Genomic DNA, 26,659 nt, shown 5'->3' with positions numbered 1-26,659 from the left:
TTCAGCCGAGCTGCAGCTGATATATGCAGGGCAAAATGTGGGAGCCGGCTTGCTCGCGAAAGCGCTGTGTCAGTCGCCGGATGTATCGACTGATTCACCGCCTTCGCGAGCAAGCCCGCTCCCACATTTGAGGGTGTCGGCCTTAGAGATCGCGTACTACACGAAAGCCAATCCAGTCACCGCGCGTCTGCGGGTAGATGTTGTTGCGGTTGCCCGAGCGCGAAAATACCGGCGCTTCGCCCCAGTCATTGCCGCGAATCTGGTAGCTCTCGCAGTTCGGCTCCATCCAGGCGCTGCCGTCGGTAGGCGCGCCGATGTAGTTGGGGTGTTCACAGTCGGCCACACGCTCATACACATTGCCATGCATGTCATACATGCCAAATGCATTCGGCGGGTAACTGCCGACCGGCGAAGAGTAGCTGTAGCCATCCGCCGGCCCGTAGGTATTGGCATGTTCGGCGATGCTGTAGCCCTTGCCTGCATCGAAAGGAAACGGGAACGGTCCGGTTGAACCGGCGCGGGCGGCGTATTCACGCTGCGCTTCACTGACCATGTGGTATGTCTGCCCGGTTTTTTTCGACAGCCAGGCGACGTAGTTCTTTACGTCGTCCATGTCCATGCATACCGCCGGTTGGCGCGGCCCCTGCGGGTAGCGCGGTTTACTGGCGATGCATTCGCGGCCGGGGCGCGTATCGCCATCGGCGATCTTGACCCCGCTCTGGCGGATATAGCTGTCCCATTCACCGGCGGTGATGTGGAAGCGGCTCATGGCGAAGGGTTTGGCGAAGGTCACGTCGTGCATCGGGCCTTCGTCGGGCTCGCGGCCGACTTCGTCTTCGGGGGTGCCCATGGTGAACGTGCCGGCCGGCAGCACCACCATTTCCGGGCAGTCCTTGCAGTCCTTGAATACCTTGCCGGGCTGCGGCGTAGCGGCCTGGGCCAGGTTGGGCAGCGCCGCAGCGCACAGGGCGGTCAGCGCCAGGGCTGTCAGGGGGTTGAGTCGGGATGGATTCATGTGGGCATCTCGTTCAAAGGAAAAAAGTGGCCGTCACAACCGTTGGCTCAGCAAGGTCATGAAGTGCTGGATCTCGTCCGAGCTGTTAAGCAGGCCGGGAGAGGTGCGAATCACTGGGCCGACATCGCGGTCTACCGCATCGATCACCACACGGTTTTTCATCAGGTAGGCGGCTACGGCGTCGCTGTCCTGGCCCTTGACACGGAAGAACGTAAAGCCCGCTGAAAGCTCGGTACTGCGCGGCGTCACCAGCTCGATCTGCGGGTGGGCCAGCAGTTGGTTTTTCAGCTCGGTGTTCAGTTCGTGAATACGCGCCTGCACCGACGCCTTGCCCAGTTGCAGGTGGAGTTTGAAGGCCTCGTCCGCCGCCCAGCGATGCTCGAAAGCGTGGTAGCCCCCGGGGGTCATGGTGGTGGCGAAATTGGTGTCTTCGGAGAAGGTCGGCACCATCGGCGTCACGTCTTTGTTCTCGGCATCACGAGCGCAGACCAGCCCGGTGCCGCGTGGCCCGAACATCCATTTATGGGTGCCGGCGATAAAGAAATCGCAGTGCATGGCCGGAAAATCGAGGTCCTCCACGCCAAAGCCATGCACGCCATCGACCACATAGAGAATGCGGTCCTTATCGTCACGGTTGCGGTTGAGTGTCTCCACCAGCCTGCCGATCTCGCCGATGGGCAGCTTCACGCCACTGCCGGATTGCACCCAGGTCATGCCCAGCACACGGGTATTGGGGCGGATAGCGCGTTTGATGTTGCCGAGCACTTCGTCTACGGACACCTGGTGGGCATTTTCGAATAACCGAATTCGGCGCACCTGCGTGCCTTGCCGGGCGACGCGAAAATCCAGGACGTTCTGTGTGGCGTAGTGCTCGTGCTCGGTGGTGAGGATTTCCTGGTCAGCCCGCAGCTTGATGCCGCCGTAGATCATCGCCAGGCCTTCCGACGTACTGCCGGTCAGCGCGATCTGAGGCGGTGTGGCGTTCAGGTAGCGACCCGCCCATTCGCGCACCTGGCCCTCACGTTTCCAGGTTTCCTCAAGGCCCCAGTCCATCGCCAGGCCCGGGTTGCGGTCGATCTGCTGGCGGTAGCGGTCAATGGCTTCGCGCACGGGCTTGGGATGTGAAGTCACCAGGAAGTTGGAAAAATGCAGGTAGTCCGGGTCTTGGTTGAACAGTTGTTTGAGCCCCGTCCATGGGTCGTTCGTAGCGGGTGCCGGTTCGCCTGCCAACGCCTGTGGGAGGAGGGCGGCGCCCAGCGGCAGGCTGGCGGCGAATACGCCGGCCTGCTTGAGAAATGTACGGCGGTCGGTCATGGACTTGCTTCTAGGTGATTAGCGGTTGGCCAATGGCTTGGCGGCTTTTTGTACCTGGTCCCACACCCGCAGGAAGTTGCCTCCCCAGAGCTTGGCGATATCGGCTTCGGAGTAACCGCGCTGGATCAGCTCGGCGGTGACGTTGCGCACCTCGCCGACGTTCTCCCAGCCCTGGATGCCGCCGCCGTCGTTGAAGTCCGACGAGATACCGACATGATCGATGCCGATCTTGCGCACGGTGTAATCGATGGCGTCGCCCCAATCCTTGAGGGAGGCCTTGGGTTCTTCGTCGAGAATCGCGTACAGCGCGCTGGCGTACTGGCCGAACTTCTGCTCGGACCAGGCGGCGATAATTGCGTCGCCGGGCATCAAGGCCATGGCCAGGTTGGGCAGCGGCGGCAAATCGAAACGCGCGCGCAGGGCGTTGAGTTTGTCCTGGGTCGGTTGGCTCAGCGGGCGTAAATAGGCCGGGAAGCCCACCACTTGCACCACGCCGCCACTGTTCTTGATCAGTTGCAGCTCCTTGTCGCTGAGGTTGCGCGGGATATCCACCGACGCCCGTGGCGCCGAGTGGGACGCCACCATCGGTGTGCGGCTCAACTGCGCCACTTGCTCCACGGCCTTGGTCGACATTTGCGACACGTCGATGATCACGCCCAAGTCATTCAGACGATGCACCGCTTGCTGGCCGATATCCGACAGCCCTTCGAGGGCGTCGGTCGAGTCATTGAAAAACGGCAGCGGGCGCGACGAATCGGACCAGGCGTTGTTGCCGATGTAGCTGAAGCCGAACATGCGCATGCCGCGCGCCGTCCACAGGTCCAGCTGGTTCAGGTCGTTGCCCAGCGGGTAGGCGTTGAGCATGCTGATAAAGATCGCAAACTTGCCCTCGCCATGCAGGCGCCGGAAATCGTCCGGGGTATAGGCGATGCCCACTTGATTAGGAAAGTCGCGCACCATGCCGGAGATGATCTTGTAGCGCACCTCTTGCTCGTGACGGGCCTCTTCGACAAAACCATCGCTGGGTTTGTGCGGCGCATTGGCGCCGTTCCAGATTTCCGGCCAGCCGAAAATCGTCAGGGCGGCGCCCGACAAACGCCCGCGTGCGGCCTTGGCCAAGTCGAACTGGCCACTGCCATCTTTGTCGGCCTCATGGCCGGCCGTGCCGAAATCCAGGGGCACCGTGATATGGCTGTCAAACGACAGCAGGCGGTCCTGCATGTCATTGGCTTGCTTGATCACCTCCAGCGGGTAGCCGGCATTGCCGCGGAACCAGTGGTCCCAAACCAGAAAGCCGGCTCCGGCGCCGATGGCCAGTGCCAGCGGCAGGCCGATATACAACGCCTTTTTCGAACGTGGTTTTGTCATTGCCATCTCAGTCAGTTGGGGCCTTTGCTATCAGGGAAGAACGAGCGATGGCGGGGGAAATTTAGGCCCAGGCGACGCGACAGTAAATTTGTCGCGGCCGCCAACGTTCTAGCTCTGATTAAGCCGTTTTCTAAGGTAGACAATGACCATCTCTCGACGTGGGTTCATCGCAGGCCTGGCGCTGACGGGCGCTGCCGTGCCGGCGGCCTTTTATGCCCATCGCGAGCTGACGCGTGAAGAAGAGTTCCCCATCACGGCGGGCGAGGCCTCGGTGGACTTGGCCGACACTGCAGGCCAGCACTTGGCGAACACCCTGCGCGGCGTCTGGGACCTGCGCCTGGAAGGTCGTGACGCCGGCCTCAAGGGCTTGCCGCTGCAAGGCCTGCAATTGCTGCTCGACATCGCCCCGCGTGGCCGTGGTTTGCGCGGTTACCTGGACACCGCTGAAAACTTGCGTGCCGACGGTGAGCCGCGTTACCGCGTATTGGGTGACCTGCTGACAGGCGAGGGCGCGTTGCTCTATTGGCGCCTGATCGACCGCGAGGCGGCCAATGGCGCGCCCGCCTATGAATTCAAGATGAGCCTTGACGAAGTCTGGGCCGACTTCGCCAACGCTGGCAGCGGGACCTTAAGTGGGCAAATACTCGACCTCAATCGGCCCTTGGCCCTGACCGAGCGCGACAACCGCTTTATCGCCCACAAGCAACTGTTTCCCGAGGCTCGCGAGCGTATCGGCCTCAACCCGAGCTTGTTGGCTTGGCTGATCTCTCCCGAACACCGGCTGTTTCACCAGCTGTGGCACGCCTCTCGTGACCAGTGGCACAAGCTGTCCGAGGAAAAACGTGACGCCTTGCGCGGCATCGGCTGGCAACCCGGGCCGCGCGGCCAGGAGCGCGACGCCCGCGGCAAACGCAAAGACCGTAATGGTTCAGGTATCGACTTTTTCTTCATGCACCGCCATATGCTCGGCACCGCGCGTTCCCTGCAAGACCTGCCGTCGTGGCCGCAATTCCCCGAGCCGCAGCCCGCGCTGGAACGCGATCGCCTGGGCTTTGTGCGGTACTTCGATAATCATGATGGCTTTGCACTTGCGCCCAGTTGGTCGGCACCGGACGACGGCGACTACACCCAGTGGGTCAGCGATATCAAGGCGGCCGAGACCTACCACAGTAACTTCCAGGTGTGGGAGTCCCACTACCGCGACCCGCGTTACCTGGCCAAGCTGACCTTGGGCCAGTTAGGTTCCGAAATGGAACTGGGCCTGCACGACTGGCTGCACATGCGCTGGGCCTCGGTGCCCCGTGACCCGTCCAACGGCGCACCGGTGCCGTTCGCCCGCGACCCTGCGGACTTTGCCGCGCGTTGGTATGCGCCGGAGAACGACTTCCTCGGCGACCCGTTTTCATCCCATGTAAACCCGGTGTTCTGGCACTTTCACGGCTGGATCGATGACCGTATCGAGGACTGGTTCCGCGCCCATGAGCGGTTTAATCCAGGCGAGGTCAGCCGGCTTGAGGTCAACGGTGTGGCCTGGTTTGCGCCGGGGCGCTGGGTGGAAGTGGGTGACCCGTGGCTGGGCCCGGACACCCATGGCTGCAGTACCACGCCGGGTTTGCAGATGGGGCGGTCGATGGAAATGGACCCGGAAACCATGAAGCTGGCGCTACGGATTACATTTGCGGCCGAAGAAGAGGGGCTGCAGGCATTGTTCAAGCGCGTGCCGCAGCGGCCCTGGTATGCGCGGCACTTGAAGGTCAAGTGAGCCCAGGAACGTTTGGCCAAAGGTCCGCCACAAGGAACAAACGTTCGGCTTCCTCCCAGTCCTCGCCGTTCTGAACCAGCTTTACCAGCAGTTGCGCCGGCGCCATTGGCTCGAGTTCGGCCAGCCACCCTTGCATCTGTTCTTCACGCCACACTTCACCCGCCGGGTAGTGCGCCGGCGCCAACCACGCATGCCGGGGCAGGGGTTGCCAACGCCCCGGCGGGCTCGCGCTGACGAAGTCCCGCCAGTCGCGCTGATGCAGCCAGCGCCCGCGCAAATGCTGTGGATGGGCGCCTTGGGGCGATTCGGCCTGGCCCGGCCACGGATAGAGCAAATACCCGCCCAGCCACAAATGTGCATCGAACTGCTGAATATCCAGTGCCGCCAACGCTTCGCGGCTTTCCGGACGTGCCGAGATCGGCAGTTGATGTTGGGCAAGGTGCGCCAGCTTGCGGTCCAGCCGGTCATGGCAGCCGGGGCCGAGCCATTGCGCGGTGTCATGGCCGTTGCCGTCTTGCGGGCCCAGATAGAGTTTGATCGCCAGTTCCAGGTGGTGCACGCCGTCGCGGTCGCGCAGCAGCATATCCAGCTCACCCAAGGTATGCCCGGCGCGGCGGATCGGCAGGTTGGCAGCCAGCAACTCCACACCCGGTGCATGCTGCACGGCGAATTGCCACAGGCGCTCGTAGTACAGGCCCAGACGGCGGGTGCGTGCCAAGCTCAGCCAATGCTGCAGGGCGCTGCTGTCCTGATCGAGTGTACGTAACCAGTGTTCGAGAAGATGGGGCGCCTGCACCCAGTCGCTGCCGGCCAGCGGATGGCGTTGCGGCCAAGGCGTTTGGGCGAGCATGGGGGGCGCGAGCATCACCCACGCCAAATCGCGCACCTCGGGGTGCCGCAACTGGCGGGGCAGGTTGAGCAAGTCTGGGAACACAGTCATGGTCCGAGCATAGCCTTTTAAGCGCTGTACGGGTGGCTGAGAACCATTGTCATCCAGGCGGGCGGCGACAAAGGATTTTGCCTGACGCAGCCTTTCGCCCATAATCGTTCTTTTTGCCACACCCCAAATCCCGCAGGAGCCCCATGGAGCAATTTCGCAATATCGGCATTATCGGTCGCCTGGGCAGTACCCAGGTGCTGGACACCGTCCGCCGGCTGAAAAAGTTCCTGTTGGAACGCCACCTGCATGTGATCCTCGAAGACACCATCGCCGAAATCCTCCCGGGCCATGGCCTGCAAACCTCGTCGCGCAAGATGCTCGGCGAAGTGTGTGACATGGTGATTGTGGTGGGCGGCGACGGCAGCCTGCTCGGCGCGGCACGGGCCCTGGCGCGGCATAACGTGCCGGTGCTGGGGATCAACCGTGGCAGCCTGGGGTTTCTCACGGATATCCGCCCGGATGATCTGGAAGTCGAAGTCGCCAAGGTGCTCGACGGCCATTACCTGGTGGAAAATCGCTTCCTGTTGCAGGCCGAAGTGCGCCGCCACGGTGAAGCCATCGGCCAGGGCGATGCCCTCAATGACGTGGTGCTGCACCCGGGCAAATCCACGCGGATGATCGAGTTCGAGCTGTACATCGACGGCCAGTTCGTCTGCAGCCAGAAGGCCGACGGCCTGATCGTCGCCACGCCGACCGGCTCTACCGCCTACGCGTTGTCGGCCGGTGGCCCGATCATGCATCCCAAGCTGGATGCCATTGTGATCGTGCCGATGTACCCCCATATGTTGTCCAGCAGGCCGATTGTGGTCGATGGCAACAGTGAGCTGAAAATCGTGGTGTCCAAAGACATGCAGATCTACCCGCAAGTCTCCTGTGATGGGCAGAACCATTTTACCTGCGCCCCCGGTGACACCATCACCGTAAGCAAAAAGGCACAGAAGCTGCGGTTGATCCACCCGCTGGACCACAATTACTACGAAGTGTGCCGGACCAAGTTGGGCTGGGGCAGCCGCTTGGGGGGTGGAGGCGACTGATGCTCGATCCCGCGCGTAGCTACGACCTGATTGGTGACGTGCACGGTTGCGCTCATACCCTTGAGCACTTGCTCGACCAATTGGGTTACCACAAGCAGGGCGGCACCTGGCGCCATCCGTCGCGAATGGCGGTGTTCCTCGGCGATATCATCGACCGTGGCCCACGCATTCGCGAGGCGCTGCATATCGTCCATGACATGGCCGAGGCCGGACAGGCGCTGTGCATCATGGGCAACCATGAGTTCAACGCACTGGGCTGGAGCACACCGGCGCCGCCGGGCAGTGGCAAGCAGTTCGTGCGTGAGCACAACCCGCGCCACGCCCGCTTGATCCACGAGACCCTGACCCAGTTCGAGCACCACCCGGCTGACTGGCATGACTTCCTCGGCTGGTTCTATGACATGCCGCTGTTTGTCGACGCCGGGCGTTTCCGTGTGGTGCATGCGTGCTGGGATGACGGCTTTATCCAGCCGCTGCGCGCCACCTTCCCGGATGGCTGCATCGACCAGCACTTCCTGCAGGCCGCTGCCGTGCCGGGCAGTTTTGCCTGCAACGCGTTCGACCGCCTGTTGCGCGGCACAGACATGCGCCTGCCGGATGGCCTGACGCTGACCGGTGGTGATGGCCTGACGCGTTCGTTCTTTCGCACCAAGTTCTGGGAAGACGACCCGAAAACCTACGGCGACATCGTGTTCCAGCCCGATGCGCTGCCGGAGCCGGTGGCGCGTACGCCACTGTCGTCCTCGCAGAAAAATTCCCTGTTGCGCTACGGCGTCGACGAACCGTTGTTGTTCGTCGGCCACTACTGGCGCAGCGGCAAACCGGCGCCGATCCGCCCGAACCTGGCCTGCCTGGACTACAGCGCGGTACTGTACGGCAAGTTGGTGGCCTATCGACTGGACCAGGAAACCCAACTGGATCCGCGTAAATTCGTATGGGTCGACGTTGAGCGGCCCGAGGTGATGTCATGAGTACCGTGGCTGTATTGCGCTTGCCACTGAGCGTCGACCTGGGCGGTTTCGTCAAACTGCTGCAACGTATGCAAGTGCCGCATCGCGTCAGCGAGGAAGCCGGGGAACAGGTGTTGTGGGTGCCCGAGACCATCAGCGACGACGTGCGCGTGCTGTACCAGCGCTTTCCCGCCGGTGACCCGGACCAGCAACTGGATATTCCCGAGCAGGCACCCGTTACGCGTCCAGGCTTCGTCCAGCAATTGCGCATGAGCCCGGTCACGGCGCTGGTGCTGCTGGCGAGCCTTATCGTCGGCGCGGTAACGCTGCTGGGCGAAAACCTGCAAGCCATGAGCTGGCTGACGTTCCTGCCGTTTCACGTGACGGGTGAGTACATCCAGTTCACGCCGTTTGCCGAAACCATGGCCTCGGGGCAGTGGTGGCGGCTGGTCACCCCGATGCTGATCCACTTCGGCATCCTGCACCTGGCGATGAATGGCATGTGGTACTGGGAACTGGGCCGCCGCATCGAAGTGCGCCAGGGCAGTATCAACCTGCTGGGCCTGACGTTGTTGTTCAGCCTGGTCTCCAACTACGCTCAATACGCCTATGGCGGCCCCGGCCTGTTTGGCGGCCTGTCCGGTGTGTTGTATGGCTTGCTCGGGCATTGCTGGATTTTTCAATTATTGTCGCCTAACCCGGCCTATCGCCTGCCCCGTGGGGTGTTGGTGATGATGTTGGTATGGCTGGTACTGTGCCTGTCGGGGCTGGTCTCGATGATCGGTTTCGGCGAAATCGCCAACGCTGCCCACGTCGGCGGCCTGGTTATCGGTTGCCTGACAGGTTTGCTGGGCGGGCTTTACAGCCGCCGCAAAGCTTCTATTTGATAAGGAAGAGCCTCATGTCCTCTTTTGCTGAAATGATCGAAAACATCACCCCGGATATTTACGAGAGCCTCAAACTGGCCGTGGAAATCGGCAAATGGTCCGACGGCCGCAAGCTCACCGCCGAGCAACGCGAGCTGTCCCTGCAAGCGGTGATCGCCTGGGAAATCCAGAACCTGCCGGAAGAGCAGCGCACCGGCTACATGGGCCCGCAGGAATGCGCGTCCAAATCGGCGCCGGTGCCGAACATTCTGTTCAAGTCGGATGCGATCCATTGATTGAAATCGGTCGTGGTGCAGTCAGCAAAATGTCGGCGCAACTCGGTGAGCCGACCGTTCAATACGCGTTTCGTCTGGGCGACACCGAGGTGCCGGTCAACCCGTTGATCGGCACTCACGTGCGCCTGGAATACCTGGGTGCCATTCATTGCAGCCATTGCGGCCGCAAAACCAAAACCAGTTTCAGCCAGGGGTACTGCTACCCGTGCATGACCAAACTGGCCCAGTGTGACCTGTGCATCATGAGCCCCGAGCGTTGCCATTATGACGCCGGTACTTGCCGTGATCCCGGCTGGGGCGAAAAATTCTGCATGACCGACCATGTGGTGTACCTGGCCAATTCGTCGGGCATCAAGGTCGGCATCACCCGTGCCACCCAACTGCCGACGCGTTGGCTCGACCAGGGCGCCAGCCAGGCGCTGCCGATCATGCGCGTCGCGACCCGCCAGCAGTCCGGTTTTGTCGAAGACCTGTTCCGCAGCCAAGTGGCCGACAAGACCAACTGGCGCGCCTTGCTCAAGGGCGATGCGCAATCGGTGGACCTCAAGCAGGTGCGCGACCAGCTGTTTGCCTCTTGTGCTGAAGGCCTGCTGAGTTTGCAGGAACGCTTTGGCCTGCAGGCCATCCAACCGGTGACCGACATCGAACCCATCGAGATCCGTTACCCGGTCGAGCAATACCCGGCCAAGATTGTCAGCTTCAACCTGGACAAGAACCCGATTGCCGAAGGCACGCTGTTGGGGATCAAGGGCCAATACCTGATCTTCGATACCGGCGTTATCAACATTCGTAAGTACACGGCCTACCAGCTCGCCGTGCATCAGTAAAAGGATGCAACCCATGCGCACCGAACAACCGAAGATGATTTACCTGAAGGACTATCAGGCGCCGGACTACCTGATCGAAGAGACGCACCTGACCTTCGAGTTGTTCGAGGACCACAGCCTGGTCCACGCGCAGTTGGTGATGCGCCGCAACCCTGAACGCGGTGCCGGCCTGCCGCCGCTGGTGCTCGATGGCCAACAGCTGGAGCTGCTGACCGTGAACCTGGGCGATCAGGAACTGACCGAGGCTGACTACCAGCTGACCGACAGCCACCTGACCCTGCACCCGACCCGCGAAACCTTCACGGTCGACACCAGCGTGCGCATTCACCCGGAAACCAACACCGCCCTGGAAGGCCTGTACAAATCCGGCGGCATGTTCTGCACCCAGTGCGAGGCCGAGGGCTTTCGCAAGATTACCTATTACCTAGACCGCCCGGACGTGATGAGCACCTTCACCACCACGGTAATCGCCGAGCAACACCGCTACCCGGTGCTGCTGTCCAATGGCAACCCGATTGCCAGCGGCCCGGGTGAAGACGGTCGTCACTGGGCGACCTGGGAAGACCCGTTCAAGAAACCGGCGTACCTGTTTGCGCTGGTGGCCGGTGACCTGTGGTGTGTTGAAGACACGTTCACCACCATGACCAGCCGTGAAGTGGCGCTGCGCATCTACGTCGAGCCGGAAAATATCGACAAATGCCAGCACGCCATGACCAGCCTGAAAAAATCCATGCGCTGGGACGAAGAAACCTACGGCCGCGAGTACGACCTCGATATCTTCATGATCGTGGCGGTCAACGACTTCAACATGGGCGCCATGGAGAACAAGGGCCTTAATATCTTCAACTCCAGCGCCGTGCTGGCCCGCGCCGAAACCGCCACCGATGCCGCGCACCAGCGGGTCGAGGCGATCGTCGCCCACGAATACTTCCACAACTGGTCGGGCAACCGGGTGACCTGCCGCGACTGGTTCCAGCTGTCGCTGAAAGAAGGCTTCACCGTGTTCCGTGATTCGGGCTTCTCCGCCGACATGAACTCGGCCACGGTCAAGCGCATCCAGGACGTGGCGTACCTGCGTACGCACCAGTTCGCCGAAGACGCCGGCCCCATGGCCCACGCCGTGCGCCCGGACAGTTTTATCGAAATCTCCAACTTCTACACCTTGACTGTGTACGAAAAGGGCTCGGAAGTGGTCGGCATGATCCACACCTTGCTCGGTGCAGAAGGCTTCCGTAAAGGCAGCGACCTGTACTTCGAACGCCACGACGGCCAGGCGGTGACCTGCGATGATTTCATCAAGGCCATGGAAGACGCGAACGGTGCTGACCTGACTCAGTTCAAGCGCTGGTACAGCCAGGCCGGTACGCCGCGTCTGGCGGTGAGCGAGTCTTACGACTCCGCCGCCAAAACCTACAGCCTGACCTTCCGCCAGAGCTGCCCGGAAACCCCGGACAAGGTGCAGAAACTGCCGTTCGTGATTCCGGTTGAGTTGGGCTTGCTGGATGCGAAGGGCGCCGGCATTGCCTTGCGCCTGGCCGGTGAAGCGGCTGCCGGTGGCACGTCTCGGGTCATTTCGGTGACCGAAGCCGAGCAGACCTTCACCTTCGTTGATATCGCCGAACAGCCGCTGCCCTCGCTGCTGCGTGGTTTCTCGGCACCGGTGAAACTGAGCTTCCCGTACAACCGCGATCAACTGATGTTCCTGATGCAGCACGACAGCGACGGCTTCAACCGCTGGGATGCCGGCCAGCAACTGTCGGTGCAGGTGTTGCAGGAACTGATCGCCCAGCATCAGGCGGGCCAGCCGCTGAAGCTGGATCAACGCCTGATCGATGCCTTGCGCACAGTGCTCAGCGATGAACGCCTGGACCAGGCGATGGTCGCCGAAATGCTGTCGTTGCCAAGCGAAGCCTACTTGACGGAAATCAGCGAAGTGGCGGATGTCGATGCCATCCACGCCGCCCGTGAGTTTGCCCGTAAGCAGTTGGCTGATAACCTGTTCGAAGGCCTGTGGCTGCGTTACCAGGCCAATCGCGAGCTGTCCAAACAGACGCCTTATGTCGCGGCGGCCGAGCATTTTGCGCGTCGCGCGTTGCAGAACATTGCGCTGTCGTACCTGATGCTCAGCGGCAAGCCTGAAGTATTGGCCGCGACCCTGGAACAGTTCGACGCCTGCGACAACATGACCGAACGCTTGACGGCGCTGGCGGTGCTGGTGAACTCACCGTTCGAGGTAGAAAAAGCCCATGCCTTGTCGGTATTTGCCGAGAACTTCAAAGACAACCCCTTGGTCATGGACCAGTGGTTCAGCGTACAGGCCGGCAGCACCTTGCCGGGCGGGCTGGCTCGGGTCAACGCGCTGATGGAACACCCGGCGTTCAACATCAAGAATCCGAACAAGGTACGGGCGCTGGTCGGCGCATTTGCCGGGCAGAACCTGATCAACTTCCACGCGGCGGATGGCTCGGGGTATCGGTTCCTGGCGGACCTGGTGATTCAATTGAACGCCTTTAACCCGCAGATCGCTTCGCGCCAATTGGCGCCGCTGACCCGCTGGCGTAAATACGACAGCGCGCGCCAAGCGTTGATGAAGGCGGAACTGGAGCGCATTCGTGCGTCCGGTGAGCTGTCGAGTGATGTGTTCGAGGTGGTCAGCAAGAGCCTTGCGTAAGTTCTGCAAATAAAAAAACGGCCTGTTCAGGCCGTTTTTTTTCGTCTCTAACAACCCGCGGCCGTCGTGGCGCTCACGCTATGTTGCCGCGCCGAACTGTATTTTCGCGGCCATTCATTTCGTACGCAGGGCGTTTTTGCTGCTGACACTTTCTGGCAGGGTGCTCTGCTAAGCTGCGGCACTTTTTCCTTTACGGCGGGATCGACGTGTCGCGTACCACTCGTTTACTGACCTTGTTGCAGGCCCTGCGGGGCAAAAAACGCCCTGTGACCGCTGCTGTATTGGCCGCTCAGTTAGAGGTGTCCGAGCGTACGCTGTACCGCGATATTGCTGAATTGACTGCGCTGGGGGCGCCGATTTTCGGCGAAGCGGGGATTGGGTATGTGTTGCGCAGCGGTCTGTTTCTGCCGCCATTGATGCTCAACGCCGAGGAAACCGAAGCCATCGTGCTGGGTTTACGCTATGTGGACCAGCGTGGCGATGACGTGCTGAGCCGTGCGGCCGCCAATGCCTTGGCGAAGATTGCCGACGTGCTCGATCCCGCCGCGCAGGAAGCCCTGCGTAACCCGACGCTGCTGCCTGGGCCGCCCGGGTTTGGCTACCCGGAAAACCGCGTGCCGCTTAACGTGTTTCGCGAGGCGATTCGCAACCAAGCCACGCTGCACATTGATTATGCGGATGCCAGCCAGACCCAGAGCCATCGACTGATCTGGCCCCTGGCCCTGGGCTTTCTCAATGAGGTGCGGGTCATCGTAGCGTGGTGCGAGTTGCGTGGTGCTTATCGCACCTTTCGCACCGACCGGGTGGCCGCAGCTGAAGTCCAGCAGGCGCGTTATCCCGGGCGGCGCAGCGACCTTTTACGGGCGTGGCGCAAGTTGATGGAACAGAATGAGTCCGGGCCCTTTACTCCTGACAAAAACTGACACAGCTCTGGCTTAGCATGACGCCATAAATCGCTAAAAAAGGAGCTGTGCCATGTCCCTGCCTGAATTGGCCCCCGCCATCGTGGCCTATATCACTGCGGCCAATAGCCGTGATACCTCGGTGATGACCGAATGTTTTGCCGACGATGCCAACGTCTTCGATGAAGGTGAGCATCAAGTCGGTACGGCCGCCATCGCCCGTTGGATGGAAGACTCCGGGCGTCGTTATCAGCCCAGGGTCGAAGTGATCAAGGTGCAGCATCGCACCGGTAAGGTGTTGGTCAGCAACGTGGTGTCCGGGAATTTTCCGGGGAGCCCACTGGAATTGCGCTACACCTTTCGCCTGAACGAGCAGGGCAAGATTTCACGGCTGGATATCTCTGTGTAAGTCATACTGGCACGCATGACTTTTGAATCGCCGCTCACGGCTTACCAACACGCCATCGCCCAGCAAGGTTTCGTACCTGACGACGCCCAGCGCCGGGCGGTGCAAGCCTTGCAAACCTGCCACGAAGCCTTGCACGAAGGGCGCTCGCCGATTCCCGGGGTTTACCTGTGGGGGCCGGTCGGTCGGGGCAAAACCTGGTTGATGGACCAGTTCTATCAAAGCCTGCGAGTGCCTGCGCGGCGCCAGCACTTTCACCACTTCATGGGGTGGGTGCATCAGCGCCTGTTCCAGCTCAGCGGCATCCACGATCCCTTGCAGGCCTTGGCGCGGGAGCTCAGCCGGGAAGTGCGCGTGCTGTGTTTTGACGAGTTGTTCGTCAATGACATCGGTGACGCTATCATTCTCGGCCGGCTGTTCCAGGTGATGTTCGAAGAAGGTGTGGTGATGGTCTGCACCTCGAATCAACCTCCCGATCAGCTGTACGCCGGCGGCTTCAATCGCGAGCGTTTCCTGCCGGGTATCGAGGCGATCAAGCAGCACATGCAGGTGGTAGCGGTAGACGGCGGTGAAGACCACCGATTGCATCCCGGTGTAGGGCTGCAGCGCTATTGGGTAGACCAGCCGCATGCGCTCGCCACGGTGTTCAAACAATTGACCGAAGGGCAGGCGCTGAGCAGTGGGCCGGTCAGTGTTGGTTTTCGCTCGATTGTGACGGTGCAGTACAGTGATACGGTGCTCTGGTGTCGCTATTTGGAGCTGTGCGAGCAGCCGCTGGCCGCGATGGATTTCATGTTGCTGTGCGATCGCTTCAAGGCGATCTTGCTGGGTGAAGTCCCCAACCTGAGCGCGCAAAAACGCCCGGGCCGGATTGCCCGTGGCACTGAAGATGCTGCGCAGCGCGTGGTGGCAGGTGATCGCGATTTGCCTGAACTGTCGGTGCACGATGACAGTGTGCGGCGCTTTATCGCACTGGTCGACGAATGCTACGACCGCAAGGTGCCGTTGTTCATCGAGGCCAGCGTCCCGCTGGAAAGTCTCTACACCGAAGGTTACCTGGAGTTTCCGTTCCGCCGCACCCTCAGCCGCTTGCAGGAGATGCAACTGCAGCGCTTTGGTGTATAGGACAATGCCTTAAAAAAACGGATAACAGCGTTTTATGTGCACAACCTGCGTACTTTCTGTCAGGCATTTGTAGTTAATCTCCTTCATCTGCGGCTGAGTCCATGCTTACAATCGTCGCCTCAAAGGGAACCGATTCCCTTGTTGTCGTTATTGAGGAAGGAAATGGACACCCCAGACATCCTGGTACTGCAAGCCAGCTACACCAACCCCGTGCACGCCGAGGCCATCGGCCTGGTGCTCAACCATTACGCTGAAGACCCTATGGGCGGCGGTCATACGTTGCCTGCTGATCTGTTGCTGCAATTGCCCGCCGAGCTGGCCAAGCGCCCCCACGCGTTCAGCGTATTGGCGTTTGTCGGTGGTGAACCGGCGGGGCTGGTCAATTGTTTCGAAGGGTTCTCGACGTTCGCCTGCCGCCCATTGATCAACGTTCACGACGTGATGGTGATGAAGCAGTTTCGTGGCTTGGGGTTGAGCCAGAAGATGTTGAACAAGGTCGAGGAGATCGCGCGTCAGCGTGGTTGCTGCAAGATCACCCTGGAAGTGCTTGAAGGCAATGATGTCGCGCAATCGGCGTACCGCAAGTTCGGTTTTGATGATTCGATTTTTGATCCCGCTCATGGGCGCATGCTGTTCTGGAGCAAGCCGCTTTAATAAATAAGATGCAAAAAAAAGGCGCCATTAAATGGCGCCAAGTTAACCTTTGCCAAAGGAGCGGAATGGCACAGGGTAATGCGGATTAACTAACGATTAAATCAGCTGTTGGGATGTTGCTCTGCGCTGGTTTGATCGGCAGTGCCGGTCTTTACATTCTTGCCGTCGGCCAGCGCAGTTTGATCAGTGGTGCCGTGCGTCTTCTGCGGCATAAAGGTGAAGTTGTTGTAGAACTCCTTCGAGCGCTCTGCGCCGCCTTCTGCAAAGGCGGCTGCGGAGGTCAGGGTCATCAGGCTGGCAAGCATCAAGGTGGAGAGTTTCATGGCAGTATTCCCATTAAGAGTGAGAGGTGTCTGATCGCTCCGTGATCCGATTCGTGAAGCGACTATGGCGCTATCTTATTAAGTGGGAATTAACGTGGCGCGGCCCGAAGTTAACGTTTTTGTTAACTTCGGGTTCGGGGGTTTAAAGCCTCCAGTCCACAGCCAGCGTGAGGGAGCGCGGTTCTCCCCAATACACGCCGTTATAAAAGCCGACGCGTTCGTAATATTTTTTATCAAATAGATTATTGACGTTGATCGAGGCCGAAACATGTTCGTCGAACTGGTAGCGCGACATCAGGTTGACCACGGTGTAGGCCTGTTGCGTGATTTTGGTGCTTTCGGTAATCAGGTCACCGTTATCACCCCGGGCACCTGTCGGGCGCTGGGCAAAGTCGTAGGCATCGCTTTGCCAGTTCACCGCGCCACCCACCGTCAACCCACGCCACTGTCCCGGCAGGCGATAGGCCGTTGAGACTTTCAACAGATTAAGGGGCTGGTTGCGGTTGGCACGTTGCTTCTCGCCATTGCGTGAGTGGGTGTAGGTGTAGCCTGCGGTGAGGTTCCAGTCCGGCATGACCTCGCCCGATACCTCCACCTCAAAGCCTTGCACCTTATTGCCTTTACCGCCTGATTTGTAGAATTGCTCGCGCGTGATCGGGTCCGGCGGCGCACTGTTATCGAGCTCGGCGACGTTATCCTGGGTACTCCAGAAGTAAGCGCTGGCCAGGTTCAGGCGCTCGTTGAGCAGGCTGCCCTTGAGGCCGACCTCGTAGTTGCTGCCCACCACGGGTTCCAGGTACTTCTTGCTGGCATCACGTTCGTCCTGCGGGTTGAAAATATCGGTGTAGCTGGCATACACGGTGTATTCGGGCGTTATGTCGTAGAGCAAACCGGCATACGGCGTCCACATGTCGTTGTGGGTCTGGCTGGTTTTGCTGGCGTTGATCAACTGATTATTACTGTTGTAGTCGGGGGAGATCTTTTCGCTTTCCCAACTGCCGTAACGGCTTCCCAGCACAGCGTGCAGTCGGTCGGTGAGGCTCAGGCGCGTGGCCAGGTAACCCGCCGTCTGTTTTTTGCTGTCGTGTTGACCCTTCAGGCCGGTGGTGCGGTCGGGAAATTTTACGATACCGCCCATGTGTTGCCACTGTTTGATTTGTTCGTAGCCCTCGGGCGTTGTGTAGCGCTGGAACGGCGAAGTGTCCCGCTGTTCGGACTCGCCATACCCCACCATCAGCTCATGCTCGCGCCCGAACAATGGGTAGGCGCCGGTGAGATTGAAATCCACCACGTCCATTTTCGACGTGCCGACCATTTGGTTGGTCCAGGCGTTCATGCCGCTGCCATCCGGATTGGGGAAGCCGGCGCCTCCGTAATACACCTTGCCATCAGTGTCGCTCTGTCGATGGGTATACGCTGCTTTCAGGCGCCAGTCGGGGGACAGTTTGTGATCGATGGAGGCGAAGGTGGTCTTGTCTTTCAGCGGCCAGGAGCTCCAGTCGGCGGCCATGTTCGCCGAGCGCGACAGCCGGGCCTTGCTGCCGTCGCTGTTCCAATAGGGCAGGGTGCCCCAGGAGGTGCCTTGCACATGTTTGTTCTGATAGTCGAAACCTACGGCGACCACCGTGTCGTCCGTCAGGTCGCCTTCGAGAATGCCGTAGCCCACCTCCCGTTGCAGCGCGTAGTTGTCGCGATAGGACTGGCTGTCACGGTAAGCCAGTACGGTACGCCCGCGCAGTCGTCCATCAAACGCCAGGGGGCCGCCCACATCGACGTAGCTGTAGTAATTGTCATGGCTGGCAGCGCTGACGCCGGTCCTGGCCTGCCAGTCTGCGGTAGGGCGCTTGCGGATCATGTTGACCGTGGCCGAAGGGTCGCCTGCGCCGGTGGTCAGGCCAGTGGCGCCGCGCACGACCTCGATGCGGTCGTAAATGATGGTGTCGGCATCCGACTTCATACGCCCGAAGGTGCTGAGCATCCCGTCAACCTGGAAGTTGTTGATCGAATAGCCGCGGGACGAGTAACCCGCCCGATCCGAGTCCAGGTGCTGCACGGTTACCCCTGTGGTCTGGCGCAGGGCGTCGGTCAGCGTGTTGAGGTTGAAGTCATCCATCTGCTGGCGGGTGATCACCGAAATGGATTGCGGGGTTTCCTTGATGGACAGGTTCAGGCGGGTGGCGGTGCTCATCGAACCGGTGGTATAGGCCTGGCTGTGCTCGGTAGTGGCACCCAGGCCTTCGGCAGTGACACGGGTGCTACCCAGCTCCAGCACGGTGTGCTCGGGGTCGGTTTCGGCTAGCAGCTCCGGGCTCAGCACGACGCTGAACAGGCCAACGGTGAAGGTCATGGAGCGGGTAAAAGGCACAAACATCGCGGCAGACTCCTTGTCTTTGTGGCCTTCTCATTAAGAAAAGGCCTTGGCTCAAAGACGAAAGGAGGCGTGGAACTTTAGGCTTGAACGAGAATGATTGTTATCTTTTGATTGCAGAGCCAGTCATCACTTAACCACCACCTCGGCGGCATCAGCTTTTTTCGGCTTGAGCAGGCTGAAATCAATCAGGCCTTTTTTCTGGCCGATGTAGGGATCGCCAATCATCAGCGGACGCGCCTTGAAGCTGTCGCTGACCAGGCTTTTGCTGCGGTCCCACTCATCAAAACTCAACCCCGCCAAGTCAGCCCAGGTGTGAATCAGCTGTGAGCTGCTGGAGGCGCGCTGCAAGTCACCGGCGAAGCTCCAATCATGGGTTTCGCGCCATTTCGGTGAGGCGTAGGCCATGAACGGGATGGTGTACATCGGCGCAGTGGGTTTGCCCTCGTTACGGCCCAGGGTGCTATGGCCCGCCGAGTCGTAGACGTCTTCGCCATGGTCCGAGAGGTACAGCAGGAAGCCGTTGGGGTCGGTCTTGGCGTAATCCTTGATCAGGCTCGACACCACAAAGTCGTTGTACAGCACCGCGTTGTCGTAGCTGTTATAGATCGGCAGTTGGGCGTCGCTGATGCCGGCCGGTACGCCCTGGCGATCGGTGAATTTTTCAAACGTCGGCGGGTAGCGGTATTGATAGCTCATGTGAGTGCCCAGCAAATGCACCACGATGAATTTGCGCTCGGCGGGGTCGGCCATGGCCTTGGCGAACGGCGCCAGTACGTCGCCGTCGTATTGGCGGGCGTTCTGGTTGCGGTTGTTATTGAGATACACCTGCTCGTCGGCCTGTTCGGAAAAGGTCGTGAGCATGGTGTTGCGCTTGGTCATGGTCTGCTGGTTGGTGATCCAGTAGGTCTTGTAGCCGGCCTGTTTCATCACGCTGACAATCGACGGCGTCTTGAGGTACAGGTCCGGGTTCTCTTCATCAGCGAACGTCAGCACTTGTTGAAGCGCTTCAATGGTGTAGGGGCGTGGGGTGATGACGTTGTTGAACACCGCCAGTTGGTCGCGCAGCTTGTCCAGTTCCGGTGTGGTGTTGCGCGGGTAGCCATAAAGGCTCATGCGCTGGCGGTTGGTGGATTCACCGATCACCAGCACCAGCGTTGACGGTTGGCCGGCCATGGTGTCCTTGAGGTTCTTCAAGGGCGGGATCTTGCTGGCGCTGGTCAGCATGCCTTGCATGCTATTGAGCTGTTCGGTGTAGCGGCGGTAGGCGACGATCATCTGCCATGGCACGGCGGGCTCGACACGGGATTCGAAGCCGTCGATGGCCAGTTCCATGGTCGGGTTGGTCGCAATCTGTTTCACCAATGGGTAACCGACAACCGCCAGCACAATGGCGGTGGCCGCCAGAATCGATTGGCCTCGCGGCAGGTAAACCGGGCGCAGGCGCGTCCACAGGAAAACCGCCATGGCGGTATGGGCGAGAAACGCCAGCACAATCCACCAGGCGAAGTATTGGGTGGCGTATTCACCCGCTTCAGAGATGTTCGATTCGAACATGATGAAGATGACGCTTTGGGAAAATTCCTGCTGGTAGATGAAGAAATAACCCAGGCTGGCCATGGAGCAGGCCCACAGCACGACGCCGATCAAGGCGGCAAGCAGGCGCGTACGGCGCGGGAATAACAGCATTGGCGCGAGCCAGAACGCACTCAGGAAGAAGGCTTGACGAAAACCGCTGAAACCGGAGGTGCCGGTCAGCTGGATCAGGAGTTGGGTAATACCCGAGAAATACCAGAAAAACAGAAACAGCCAGCCGAGACCGGCCCAATCAAAGCCTTTCGCAGACGTGGTGCTGCGTTTGAACATCGCCATCCAGTAATCCAACCCGATAATTTTTGCAGTTGACGCGCAAGGACGCACGCAACAGAGGCCACCCATGCATGGGGTGGCCCTTCTCCGCGGGAGTATCGAGAGGGGTATGTGAAAACTTTGTGAGAATTTTGTGGGCGTTATCTTACATTCTGTTCAGCGGCGGTTCAGCAAAGGGCTGATCGTGCGGCTGAAGTCTGATCCAACTGGGCTTGAAGGTGCGAGCGCAGGCGCAGGACTTCCTGCTGCAGTTGATCGCGCTCTTCTTTCAATTGGCGCAATTCATCGCGACGGACGCTGACGTAAAGGGTCTGTGGCGGGCGGGTCATCTGTGCTGTGCTCATTGCTTACCTCGCAAATAGCCGGTAGATCGCGGTGCCGGAACGCATGAGTCGAGGTTCTCGGCAACAGTCGCAGCAATTCTGAATTCTTTTTTGAGTCAATGGAACTTTTTTATTTTTGGTGGTCGCTGTGACTTTTGGGGCGGTGATGCTGAAACGATGGCATTTTTTTGTCATGAAACTACACGGATCCGCTCTGGACTAACCCTCAATAGCCTCATTGCGCTATAAACTATGTCACACATTTATTTAGTAGTTAGGAGCATCAGCACATGCAACTGGGGATTATCGGACTAGGCCGCATGGGCGGTAACATTGCGCGGCGCCTGATGCTCAATGGGCATACCACCGTTGTATACGACCGTAACGAAGCATTCGTCAAAGGCTTGAGCGAGGAGGGCGCCACTGGCGTTGCCGACTTGAAGGCGTTGGTAGCCGGGCTGCAAAAGCCGCGCGCCGTGTGGGTGATGTTGCCGGCAGGCGCCCCCACCGAAGACACTATTAATCAATTGAGCGAGCTGCTTGAAGACGGTGATGTGATCATCGACGGCGGCAATACCATGTACAAAGACGACATCCGTCGCGCTAGAGCCTTGTCGGAAAAAGGTCTGCATTACGTCGACGTTGGCACCTCCGGTGGCGTCTGGGGGCTGGAGCGCGGCTATTGCATGATGATCGGTGGTGACGCCGAAACCGTGCAGCGCCTCGACCCGATCTTCGCCAGCCTGGCACCGGGCCTGGGCAACATCCCTCGCACCAAGGACCGTTCAGCCTCTGCCGACAGCCGCGCCGAGCATGGCTACATTCATGCCGGCCCAGCCGGTTCCGGGCACTTTGTGAAGATGATTCACAACGGCATTGAGTACGGGATGATGCAGGCTTTTGCCGAAGGTTTTGACATCCTCAAGACTAAAAACTCGGACAACCTGCCGGAGCACGAGCGCTTCGACCTCAACGTTGCCGATATCGCCGAAGTCTGGCGCCGTGGCAGCGTGGTGTCGTCCTGGCTGCTGGACCTGACCGCTGACGCGCTGGCCACCGACCCGAAACTCGACGGTTACTCCGGCTCCGTGGCCGACAGTGGCGAAGGCCGCTGGACCATCGAAGCGGCCATGGAGCAAGCGGTGCCGGTACCGGTGCTGTCTACCTCGCTGTTCGCACGCTTCCGTTCCCGCCAGCAGAGCACCTACGGTGACAAAATGCTGTCTGCCATGCGCTTCGGCTTTGGCGGCCATGTGGAGACTTCCAAAAAATGACGGCTAACGGCAAGAAACTCAAGGCCGAACCTGCACCTCCAACCACACTGTTCCTGTTTGGCGCCCATGGCGACCTGGTCAAGCGCCTGCTCATGCCGGCGCTGTACAACCTGAGTCGCGACGGGCTGCTCGGTGACGGCCTGCGCATTGTCGGCGTTGACCACAACGCGATCAGCGACGCCGACTTTGCCAAGAAGCTCGAGGATTTCATTCGCACCGAGGCCGCGAGCAAAGTCAAGGGCAAGGGTGAAAATGCCCTTGACCCCGAGCTGTGGGCCCAGTTGGCCAAAGGCATCAGCTACGTCGAGGGCGATTTCCTCGACGACAGCACCTATGCCGACATCGGCAAGAAGATCGCCGACAGCGGCACTGGCAACGCGGTGTTTTACCTGGCCACTGCACCGCGCTTCTTCAGTGAAGTGGTGCAGCGCCTGGGCAGCGCCGGTCTGCTCCAGGAAACCGATGACGCCTTCCGTCGCGTGGTGATCGAAAAGCCTTTCGGCTCCGACCTGGCGACCGCCGAAGCGCTGAACGCCAGCCTGCTCAAGGTGATGAGCGAGAAGCAGATCTATCGCATCGACCATTACCTGGGCAAGGAAACGGTTCAGAACATTTTGATCAGCCGTTTCTCCAACGTGCTGTTCGAAGCGTTCTGGAACAACCATTACATCGACCACGTGCAAATCACTGCGGCGGAAACCGTCGGTGTGGAAACCCGGGGTAATTTCTTCGAAAAAACCGGCACCCTGCGCGACATGGTACCCAACCACCTGTTCCAGTTGCTGGCGATGGTGGCCATGGAGCCGCCAGCGGCGTTCGGCGCCGATGCAGTGCGTGGTGAAAAGGCCAAGGTCGTCGGCGCCATTCGCCCCTGGTCCCTGGAAGATGCCCGAGCCAACTCGGTACGCGGCCAGTACACCGCCGGTGAAATGGCTGGCAAGCCGCTCCCCGGTTACCGCGAAGAGGCCAATGTCGCGCCCGACAGCAGTACCGAGACGTTCGTTGCGCTCAAGGTGATGATCGACAACTGGCGCTGGGTCGGCGTGCCGTTTTACCTGCGAACCGGCAAGCGCATGAGCATTCGCGACACGGAAATCGTGATCTGTTTCAAGCACGCACCGTATGCGCAGTTCCGCGATACCGAAGTGGATGAGCTCAAGCCCACCTACCTGAAAATCCAGATCCAGCCTAACGAAGGCATGTGGTTCGACCTGTTGGCGAAAAAGCCTGGGCCGACCCTGGAAATGGCTAATATCGAGTTGGGTTTCGACTACAAGGACTTCTTCGAAATGCAGCCGTCGACCGGGTATGAAACCCTCATCTATGACTGTATGACCGGTGACCAGACCTTGTTCCAGCGCGCCGACAACATCGAAAATGGCTGGCGTGCGGTGCAGCCGTTCCTGGATGCCTGGAAGGAAGACGGTGGTATCCAGACCTACAAGGCCGGTGAAGATGGCCCGGAGGCTGCCGATGCCTTACTGGCCCGCGATGGCCGCACCTGGCATAGCCTCGGATGAGTGATGCAACGATTCATCCCATCCGTTTTATCCTCAGTGATGTGGACGGTACGTTGCTGCATCCGGACCACAGCCTGAGCCAGCGCACGGCCGATGCGATTCGCGCCTTGCGCGACGCCGGGGTGTTTTTCAGCCTGGCCAGTGGGCGGCCGCCCAAGGCCATGCTGCACCTGATCGAGACCTTTGGCATTGATGTTCCGGTCGCTGGCTTTAATGGCGGCACGCTGATCAACCCGGATGGCAGCATCCTGGTTGCGCATCATTTGCCGACGGAAGCGGCGCTGGTGACCCTGGCGCTGTTTTCAGCGGAGCCGGACGTAGAGGTGTGGGTATTCGCCGACGGTGACTGGCTGCGCCGTGACCCTTCCGGGCCAATGGAGCAGCGTGAAGCCGATGGCCTGGGCTACGGGCCGGTGGTCGTGGAAAGTTTTGAGCCGTACCTGGACCGGGTCGACAAGATTGTCGCCGCCAGCAACAACACACAGTTGCTGGTGACACTGGAAGCGCAGTTGCAGCCCAGGGTGCAAGGGCTGGCTCAGGTGTCACGCTCGCAGCCGGTGTACCTGGACGTAACGGCGATGCTGGCCAACAAGGGCGAAGCCTTGAAGACCCTGGCTGCGCACCTTGGCGTGCCCATGGAACAGACGGCGGCTATCGGCGACGGCGGCAATGACCCGGCAATGTTTCAGGTTGCCGGCTTGTCGATTGCCATGGGGCAGGCGGAAGAGACCGTCAAGCGACAGGCCAACGTGGTGACCGGCAGCAATGTAGACAATGGTGCAGCGGAAGCGATCGAACGGTTTATTCTCGCGGCACAGTAAACGTCCACTGCACTTCTACTGAACGTGCGCTCATTGTCTTGCAGTCATGCAATGAGCGCATGTTGCAGTATCGATTTACTTCGGCATTGCCCACGACTTTAACTGATGGCCGTTTTTGTCGAGTTCGGCTCGGGCCTGCAACAACAAATCTTCCAATTGCGCCGGGTCGCTATACGTGCTCGACGTCAGTTGTTTGCTGCCGATACGGGTATTGGTACGGTCGATGACGCTCAGGCTGAGAGCGCCATTGCCATCGTGCCAGGCCACGCACTGAAAGGGCTGGAAAGCACGGTCTGCGATCAAAAGAGCTTCGTTGATGCGGAGCGGGGCGTTCATGTGGGTCTTCTCTCTAAATGCCCAATCAAGTGAATGCCGTCGGTTGGGCGAGCCAGGCGGCGAGTTACTTGTACTGATGCACGATGGCGGGGTACGGGTCACATCTTAGAACAAGAAATTTCAACCTTTCGTGATTGACGTCATGTAAGCGACTGTTTTAACAGCCCAATGAACGCTTTCCAGCGCTGCAACTTTTTACCCGTAACAGCCCCGCAGTGGCTTTCTGCCAACACTTATAGCGAAACGGTACAAGAACAGCGTCAATACCTTGCTAGTGTTAGCGACAGGCCTCACAAACCTTTGTTTCTAAATAACTTTAACAATATTGGCGCCAAGGAATAGTCATGGTTGTTACACCTGTTCAGCGACGCCTGCTGGTTGTTGACCCCTGCGATGACTGTCACGGGCTATTGCCCGGCCTGCGCACTGCCGGGTGGGAGGTGGACAACTGTGCATTGGGCGCCGTCGGCGACCGGTCGTGCGATGTGGGGCTGTTGCGATTACAGCCCTTTCACCTCGAGCGCCCCGAAGCGGTCAAGGAGCTGATCAGCCGCAGCGGCACCGAGTGGATTGCGGTGCTCAGCCAGGATGTTTTGCGCCTGCAAAATGTCGGTGATTTCGTCTGTGAATGGTTTTTCGACTTCCACACCTTGCCGTTTGATGTTGCACGCGTGCAGGTCACCCTCGGGCGCGCGTTCGGCATGGCGCGCCTGCGGGGCAAAGGCCACGCGCTGATTGAGGCGCAGGAACACGAGTTGCTGGGTGACAGCCGACCCATCCGCGAGTTGCGCAAATTACTGGCCAAACTTGCGCCAACGGAGTCTCCCGTGTTGATTCGGGGGGACAGCGGCACCGGCAAAGAGTTGGTGGCCAAGACCCTGCATCGTCAATCCCAGCGCCATGCCAAGCCGTTTGTCGCAATCAACTGCGGCGCGATTCCCGAGCACCTCATCCAGTCCGAACTGTTCGGCCATGAAAAGGGTGCGTTCACCGGTGCTCACCAGCGTAAGGTCGGGCGCATTGAGGCGGCCCACGGCGGCACGCTGTTTCTCGATGAAATCGGTGATTTGCCGATGGAGTTGCAAGCCAATCTGCTGCGCTTTCTCCAGGAGAAACAGATCGAGCGCGTTGGCGGCAGCCAGCCCATTGCGGTGGATGTGCGGGTGTTGGCAGCCACTCACGTTGATCTGGAAGCGGCGGTCGAGAAGGGCACGTTTCGAGAAGACTTGTATTACCGGCTCAATGTCCTGCAGGTGGTGACTGCGCCCCTGCGTGAGCGGCATGGCGACGTGGCCATGCTGGCCAATCACTTCTCGCGCTTCTACAGTCAGGAAACCGGGCGTCGAGCCCGCAGTTTCAGCGAGGAGGCCCTCGTCGCGATGGGGCAACACCCTTGGCCGGGCAATGTGCGCGAGCTGGCCAACCGTGTGCGCCGTGGTCTGGTGCTGGCCGAAGGGCGCCAGATCGAAGCCGTTGATCTGGGACTCCAGGACGAACAAGCAATCGTGCCGCCGATGGCTACACTGGAAGATTATAAGCACCGCGCCGAACGTCAGGCGTTGTGTGATGTGCTCAACCGGCACAGCGACAACCTGAGCGTCGCGGCCCGCATGCTGGGCGTGTCCCGGCCGACGTTCTACCGGTTGCTGCACAAACACCAGATCCGCTAGGGCGGGTAAACCGAAAAGCCCCGCA

At 60.0% G+C, this 26,659-nt stretch carries 24 protein-coding genes; 15 read left to right on the top strand and 9 right to left on the bottom strand.

Features of this window, described 5'->3' with window-relative positions:
• Window positions 1-142: 142 nt before the first annotated feature.
• From ACI77D_RS13660 to pvdM, 3 genes are read right to left on the bottom strand one after another with little or no spacing between them, the layout of a single operon-like run.
• Window positions 143-1,015 carry a formylglycine-generating enzyme family protein gene (locus tag ACI77D_RS13660; protein WP_064452740.1) on the bottom strand — a complete coding sequence of 291 codons (873 nt, stop codon included), beginning with the start codon at window positions 1,013-1,015 and terminating at the stop codon, window positions 143-145.
• 33 nt (window positions 1,016-1,048) lie between these two features.
• Entirely contained in the window at window positions 1,049-2,329 is a 1,281-nt protein-coding gene (locus ACI77D_RS13655) for an aminotransferase class V-fold PLP-dependent enzyme (protein WP_407016770.1), read from the bottom strand.
• Between the two features lie 18 nt (window positions 2,330-2,347).
• Window positions 2,348-3,697 carry a pyoverdine-tailoring dipeptidase-like protein PvdM gene (gene pvdM / locus ACI77D_RS13650; protein WP_064452739.1) on the bottom strand — a complete coding sequence of 450 codons (1,350 nt, stop codon included), beginning with the start codon at window positions 3,695-3,697 and terminating at the stop codon, window positions 2,348-2,350.
• Window positions 3,698-3,839: 142 nt separating this feature from the next.
• On the opposite strand from pvdM, the gene ACI77D_RS13645 reads away from it, so the two are divergent.
• The gene (locus ACI77D_RS13645; RefSeq protein ID WP_262664997.1) at window positions 3,840-5,459 is read left to right on the top strand and encodes a PvdJ/PvdD/PvdP-like protein; all 1,620 of its coding nucleotides are present in this window, start codon (window positions 3,840-3,842) and stop codon (window positions 5,457-5,459) included.
• Here the strand turns inward: ACI77D_RS13645 and ACI77D_RS13640 are convergent.
• Entirely contained in the window at window positions 5,452-6,399 is a 948-nt protein-coding gene (locus tag ACI77D_RS13640; protein WP_407016769.1) for a DUF1853 family protein, read from the bottom strand. The two genes, ACI77D_RS13645 and ACI77D_RS13640, sit on opposite strands and share 8 nt — an antisense overlap.
• 143 nt (window positions 6,400-6,542) lie before the next feature.
• On the opposite strand from ACI77D_RS13640, the gene ACI77D_RS13635 reads away from it, so the two are divergent.
• The 10 genes from ACI77D_RS13635 to ACI77D_RS13590 all read left to right on the top strand — a co-directional run bounded on the left by ACI77D_RS13635 (window position 6,543) and on the right by ACI77D_RS13590 (window position 16,130).
• Entirely contained in the window at window positions 6,543-7,433 is an 891-nt protein-coding gene (locus tag ACI77D_RS13635) for an NAD(+) kinase (protein ID WP_010210870.1), read from the top strand.
• The gene (locus tag ACI77D_RS13630; RefSeq protein ID WP_407016815.1) at window positions 7,430-8,404 is read left to right on the top strand and encodes a metallophosphoesterase; all 975 of its coding nucleotides are present in this window, start codon (window positions 7,430-7,432) and stop codon (window positions 8,402-8,404) included. The genes ACI77D_RS13635 and ACI77D_RS13630 overlap by 4 nt, the downstream gene beginning before the upstream one ends.
• A complete protein-coding gene (locus ACI77D_RS13625; protein ID WP_064452736.1) occupies window positions 8,401-9,270 on the top strand; it encodes a rhomboid family intramembrane serine protease in 870 nt (289 codons plus the stop codon). Before ACI77D_RS13630 ends, ACI77D_RS13625 begins: the two co-directional genes overlap by 4 nt.
• Window positions 9,271-9,284: 14 nt before the next feature.
• A complete protein-coding gene (locus tag ACI77D_RS13620; RefSeq protein WP_017138108.1) occupies window positions 9,285-9,545 on the top strand; it encodes a YeaC family protein in 261 nt (86 codons plus the stop codon).
• Window positions 9,542-10,372 carry a DUF2797 domain-containing protein gene (locus ACI77D_RS13615; protein ID WP_128591797.1) on the top strand — a complete coding sequence of 277 codons (831 nt, stop codon included), beginning with the start codon at window positions 9,542-9,544 and terminating at the stop codon, window positions 10,370-10,372. Before ACI77D_RS13620 ends, ACI77D_RS13615 begins: the two co-directional genes overlap by 4 nt.
• A 13-nt stretch (window positions 10,373-10,385) precedes the next feature.
• Window positions 10,386-13,043 carry an aminopeptidase N gene (gene pepN / locus ACI77D_RS13610; RefSeq protein WP_407016768.1) on the top strand — a complete coding sequence of 886 codons (2,658 nt, stop codon included), beginning with the start codon at window positions 10,386-10,388 and terminating at the stop codon, window positions 13,041-13,043.
• Window positions 13,044-13,249: 206 nt separating this feature from the next.
• On the top strand, window positions 13,250-13,966 hold the full coding sequence (locus tag ACI77D_RS13605; protein ID WP_221294960.1) for a YafY family protein: 717 nt from the start codon (window positions 13,250-13,252) through the stop codon (window positions 13,964-13,966).
• 52 nt (window positions 13,967-14,018) lie between these two features.
• A complete protein-coding gene (locus tag ACI77D_RS13600; protein ID WP_407016767.1) occupies window positions 14,019-14,354 on the top strand; it encodes a nuclear transport factor 2 family protein in 336 nt (111 codons plus the stop codon).
• 15 nt (window positions 14,355-14,369) lie between these two features.
• Complete coding sequence (gene zapE, locus ACI77D_RS13595; protein ID WP_064452731.1) at window positions 14,370-15,476, top strand: cell division protein ZapE; 1,107 nt, start codon at window positions 14,370-14,372, stop codon at window positions 15,474-15,476.
• 162 nt (window positions 15,477-15,638) lie between these two features.
• Window positions 15,639-16,130: a GNAT family N-acetyltransferase gene (locus ACI77D_RS13590; RefSeq protein WP_407016766.1), complete on the top strand. Its 492-nt coding sequence runs from the start codon at window positions 15,639-15,641 to the stop codon at window positions 16,128-16,130.
• Between the two features lie 101 nt (window positions 16,131-16,231).
• Here the strand turns inward: ACI77D_RS13590 and ACI77D_RS13585 are convergent, their stop codons facing one another.
• The 4 genes from ACI77D_RS13585 to ACI77D_RS13570 all read right to left on the bottom strand — a co-directional run bounded on the left by ACI77D_RS13585 (window position 16,232) and on the right by ACI77D_RS13570 (window position 21,034).
• Window positions 16,232-16,453, bottom strand: coding sequence for a hypothetical protein (locus tag ACI77D_RS13585; RefSeq protein ID WP_407016765.1), 222 nt, complete (start codon window positions 16,451-16,453; stop codon window positions 16,232-16,234).
• 142 nt (window positions 16,454-16,595) lie between these two features.
• Window positions 16,596-18,824, bottom strand: a complete 2,229-nt coding sequence (locus tag ACI77D_RS13580; RefSeq protein ID WP_407016764.1) for a TonB-dependent siderophore receptor — start codon at window positions 18,822-18,824, stop codon at window positions 16,596-16,598.
• Window positions 18,825-18,950: 126 nt separating this feature from the next.
• On the bottom strand, window positions 18,951-20,693 hold the full coding sequence (locus tag ACI77D_RS13575; RefSeq protein WP_407016763.1) for a phosphoethanolamine transferase CptA: 1,743 nt from the start codon (window positions 20,691-20,693) through the stop codon (window positions 18,951-18,953).
• A gap of 164 nt (window positions 20,694-20,857) precedes the next feature.
• Window positions 20,858-21,034 carry a DUF6026 family protein gene (locus tag ACI77D_RS13570; RefSeq protein WP_156526286.1) on the bottom strand — a complete coding sequence of 59 codons (177 nt, stop codon included), beginning with the start codon at window positions 21,032-21,034 and terminating at the stop codon, window positions 20,858-20,860.
• Window positions 21,035-21,303: 269 nt separating this feature from the next.
• On the opposite strand from ACI77D_RS13570, the gene gnd reads away from it, so the two are divergent.
• Genes gnd through ACI77D_RS13555 form a run of 3 tightly spaced genes read left to right on the top strand, consistent with a single transcriptional unit; the run spans window position 21,304 to window position 24,628 of the window.
• Window positions 21,304-22,287, top strand: coding sequence for a phosphogluconate dehydrogenase (NAD(+)-dependent, decarboxylating) (gene gnd, locus ACI77D_RS13565; RefSeq protein ID WP_262664981.1), 984 nt, complete (start codon window positions 21,304-21,306; stop codon window positions 22,285-22,287).
• Window positions 22,284-23,807, top strand: a complete 1,524-nt coding sequence (gene zwf, locus ACI77D_RS13560; RefSeq protein WP_221294953.1) for a glucose-6-phosphate dehydrogenase — start codon at window positions 22,284-22,286, stop codon at window positions 23,805-23,807. Before gnd ends, zwf begins: the two co-directional genes overlap by 4 nt.
• On the top strand, window positions 23,804-24,628 hold the full coding sequence (locus ACI77D_RS13555) for an HAD family hydrolase (RefSeq protein ID WP_259762408.1): 825 nt from the start codon (window positions 23,804-23,806) through the stop codon (window positions 24,626-24,628). Before zwf ends, ACI77D_RS13555 begins: the two co-directional genes overlap by 4 nt.
• A 75-nt stretch (window positions 24,629-24,703) precedes the next feature.
• Here ACI77D_RS13555 and ACI77D_RS13550 read toward each other — a convergent pair whose 3' ends face one another.
• Window positions 24,704-24,964: a hypothetical protein gene (locus tag ACI77D_RS13550; protein ID WP_064452723.1), complete on the bottom strand. Its 261-nt coding sequence runs from the start codon at window positions 24,962-24,964 to the stop codon at window positions 24,704-24,706.
• A 344-nt stretch (window positions 24,965-25,308) separates the two neighbouring features.
• Here ACI77D_RS13550 and ACI77D_RS13545 point away from each other — a divergent pair, with 344 nt between their 5' ends.
• Window positions 25,309-26,634, top strand: a complete 1,326-nt coding sequence (locus ACI77D_RS13545) for a sigma-54 dependent transcriptional regulator (RefSeq protein ID WP_064452722.1) — start codon at window positions 25,309-25,311, stop codon at window positions 26,632-26,634.
• Window positions 26,635-26,659 lie beyond the last annotated feature (25 nt).

This window comes from Pseudomonas sp. O39, assembly GCF_045447295.1.
Taxonomy (GTDB): Bacteria; Pseudomonadota; Gammaproteobacteria; order Pseudomonadales; family Pseudomonadaceae; genus Aquipseudomonas; species Aquipseudomonas antarctica_A.
This window is presented reverse-complemented; position numbering and strand designations above follow the sequence as displayed.